Consider the following 3,980-nt stretch of genomic DNA (forward strand, 5'->3'; position numbering starts at 1 on the left):
GTGGGCTTTAGCCCACGCCGCGTCAATCGTGGGCTAAAGCCCACTCCCACAGGCTCATCAATCAACATCCGCTGACCGCCGTGACAACACCAAAAACCAGGCGCACCTACACCCTCGGCCTCTGTGCCACCTACCACGACCCCGCCCTGGCCATCGTCGATCCATCCGGCCAGGTGCTGTTCGCCGAAGCCACCGAGCGCTATCTGCAATCCAAACGCGCCCTCAACTGCGAGCCGGACAATCTCTACCTGTTGCCCCGGCTGCTGCGGGAACACTGCCCGGATGCCGAAGCCTTCGTCATCGCGGGCAACTGGCGGGCGGAGCGGCCTTGGTACGAACGGCTGGCGCGAGCCATGGGCTGGCTGACGCCGCGTGGACTCCTGAATTATCGGGGCCGACAGCTTACCGCCTGCGTGGAAACCTGGGAACTCAACCACATGCAGGCGTGCCAGCACCACGCCATGCGCCGGGTCGGACTCAATTTGGCCCGCGTGCTGCGGCGGGATTTCCCCGGCGCGGCGGTCGAATTCCGCCACTACGACCATCACCTCAGCCACGCCGCCCTAGCCTGCCACGGCAGCCCATTCCCGGACGCGGCCTGCGCGGTGATCGACTCCTACGGCGAAACCGGCTCACTGGCGTTCTTCGAGTACCGCGCCGGGAAAATCGTTCCCCGCTACGTGGCGCGGGGTCCGCAGAGCCTCGGCTTCTATTACATGAAGCTCACCGAGTTATGCGGCTTCGATTGGATGGGCGGCGAAGAATGGAAGGTGATGGGGCTGGCTTCTTATGGCGAAACCGATGCGGAAGTGCTGGGCTGGCTGCGGTCCATGATGCGGGTCGAAGGGCTGGATTTGAAACAGGACCGCGCCACGTTCTTCGACTTGTTGCGCCGCCTCGAAACCCGCCAACGCCAGCCCGACCAAGCGCCCGAAGCCGCCGCCAATCTGGCCCACACCGGGCAACGCTTCTTCGTCGAGACCGTCAATCAGTTGCTCACTAATCTGCACGGCCTGGGGATTTCCGACAATCTGGTCTTGGGCGGCGGCTGCGCGTTGAATTCGGTGGGCAACGGGCAAATCCTCGCCGCGACGCCGTTCAAGGCGCTGCACATCCCCTCCGCGCCCGCCGACGATGGCACGGCCTTGGGCGCGGCGCTGCTGGCCTATCACGCCGACCACCCCGGCCAGCCGGTCGAATCCGACCCGCTGACGCCTTATCTCGGCAGCCGGGTGGACGACGCGGCGGCGGCGCGGTTCGCCTATTACGCCGGGCTGCCCGTCCAGCATCTACCCGGCGGAGCCATTGTCCCGGCAGCGGCGGCGTTGCTGGCGGAGGGCAAGATTGTCGGCTGGGTCCAAGACCGGGCGGAATTTGGCCCCCGCGCCTTGGGCAACCGCTCCATCCTGGCCGACCCGCGCCCGGCGGACATGGGCGAAAAGGTCAACATCGAAGTCAAATTCCGCGAGCGCTTCCGGCCCTACGCCCCGGCCATCCTGCATGAATACGGGCCGGATTATTTCGAGGATTACCAGGAATCGCCCTACATGGACCGCACCTTGAGCTTCCGGCCCGCCGCGCAAACCAAAGTGCCCGCCGTGGTCCATGTGGACGGCACGGGCCGACTGCAAACGGTCAAACAAGACTGGAACCCGCGCTTCCACGCCCTGCTGACCGAATTCCACCGACTCACCGACGTGCCCGTGCTGCTCAACACCAGCTTCAACGTGATGGGGAAACCCATCGTGCATAGTGTCGAGGATGCGTTCGGCGTGTTTTTAGGGTCCGGGCTGGATGGGCTGGTTATCGGCGATTACCTATTCACCAAGCCTTCTGGTTCCTCGCCCGCCGGGAGACCTAGCCTGAGCGCAGTCGAAGGCGGGTTGGGGTGAGGGGGAGTTCAAATGGGATTTCAACCGCCCGCCAACCCCCGTCAACTCTGCCAAACGCTGCTGAACGGCGTCCCGAGCCAGGATGATTTGCGGGCGGCGGCGAATCTTCTGGATAGCGCACTCACGACCGTAGGTCGGGCATGTATTCCCATGCCCGACGATTTCGGGCAACCGGGGATGTCGGGCACGAGTACATGCCCGACCTACGAATTAACCTTACCTAAACCCGAATCCCCCGCCGCCCGCCGCCACATCCTGCAAGCCCTTGCCCCCACGCTGCGGCTGGACGGCATTTGGCTGGCCCGCGTCGCCCAACCCGCCACCGGGCACCTCGCGGCGGAAAGCCAGTTATTCGAGCTTTACTGTCGGATGATGGGCCTGGACGACCCGGCCCGTTCTCCCGCGTTGCGCTGCCGGGCCAGCCTGATTTTGGCGGGCGTGCATTTGCCGGACTTGGACAATCCCGGTTTTTGTAGGTCGGGCTTCAGCCCGACCTCGCCGCCCGGCGTCACCGGCTATCGGGCTGAAGCCCGACCTACACTGGCCCTTTTGCACCTGTGTTTGATGCACCGGCCCCGGACGTTTTTCCCGGAGCTATTGGGCTACACCCTGGCCCATGTCCACCGCGAACCGGCTTGGTGGGACGCGCCGCCGCCGGACGGGACTGACGATCCACGGGCCGAATTCCGCGCCCTCGCCCTGGCCGCGCTGGACAGCTACCCGCCGCGGGAAAGCCACGCCGGGCGCATCCGGGCCGGGTGGGATCTGTACCGGCATGGCTGGAATAGCTTGCTGGCGGAACTCGCCGCACAGCCCCGCCCCGTCACCGCTGAGGATGCCATGGCGGCGCTGATCCGCGCCAAGCTGCCCCAGGCCATCGGCTACCACAGCCGGGTGAAACTGGCCGGGCGCGGCCTGGATGATTGGCTGCGGGCGGGCGAATCGACGGGGGATTTCCGCCCGTTGCTGCAAGCGCTGCGGGATTCGCCCCGCATCGACCGCGCCTGTCCCGTCGCCAGCCGGTTGATTAAGGCCATGGCGTTTGGCGGCGCGATGTTTGGGGTGTTCGACGAGGCGGAGCGGCGGGTGTGTTTGGCGTGGATCGAAGAAGAAACAGCATCGTTCCCACGCTCTGCGTGGGAATGCAGCCATGGACGCTCCGCGTCCCGTATCGGCGGGAGGGGTGATGGTGAGAATGGAGCCAGCCCCGCATCCCGGAACGCAGAGCGTGGGAACGATGGCGTTTCGGTACGCGGGCTGTACACCGCCCTGCTCCGCGCCGAATCCCCCGCCGACTTCCCGCCCGCCGCCGACGCCTTCGTCGAGCGCATCCTGCGCCGCGCCCGCTGGCTGGACCGGCTGCGGCCTTGGCGGCGCTTCGCTTACTCGCACGCCGCGTTTCACGATCACATCGAGAATCTGCACCGCCGCGCCGTGGCCCGTTATCGCCCGCTTGTCGGCCCGCCCAAGGCCAGCCGGGAGTTTTGCCGCTGGGCCGCGCTGCAACTGTCGCCCGCGATTTTGGTGGATGGGGCGTGGCTGGCGGGCATTCCCACGGCGGCGGAGAAACTCGGCGATATTGGCCGTCATTTGCTGAAAATCTACGCCGACGAGTTGGGCAATGGCCAGACGGATTGGAATCATCCCAATGTGCAGCGCCGTTTGTTGGACGGCCTGGGGTATGAGCTTCCGTCTTTCGACAGCGGGGAATTCGCCGCGCATCCCGGCTTTGTGGCGGCGGCGTTTGATATTCCGGTTTATCTGATGGCGATTGGGCAACGGCCAGATAAATATTTCCCGGAGATATTGGGCTTGAATCTCGCCATTGAACTGAGCGGCTTGGGGGCCGAGTATATGAAGGTGGTGGATGTGCTCAACTATTACGGGATTGATTCGACGATTATCAAGCTGCATCTGAGTATTGATAACCTCGCGTCCGGCCATGCGGCGCGGGCGCGGGAGGCGGTGGTTTTGTATTTGGATGGGATTCTCAAGCGGGAAGGCGGGGCGGCGGGTGAGGCGCAGTGGCGGCGGATATGGGCGGGGTATCTTTCGTTGAATGTAGCGGGTTTTGGGCTGGCGGGGCGG

The 3,980-nt window shown here is 65.1% G+C and carries 2 protein-coding genes; both read left to right on the top strand.

Features of this window, described 5'->3' with window-relative positions; all coding sequences use genetic code 11:
* The first annotated feature begins 80 nt into the window (after positions 1-80).
* Complete coding sequence (locus ACXWUF_RS19975) at positions 81-1,892, top strand: carbamoyltransferase family protein (RefSeq protein ID WP_458496331.1); 1,812 nt, start codon at positions 81-83, stop codon at positions 1,890-1,892.
* A 12-nt stretch (positions 1,893-1,904) separates the two neighbouring features.
* A partial coding sequence (locus ACXWUF_RS19980; RefSeq protein WP_458496332.1) for an iron-containing redox enzyme family protein occupies positions 1,905-3,980 on the top strand: 2,076 nt, incomplete at its 3' end.

Source organism: Methylomagnum sp. (assembly GCF_054333355.1).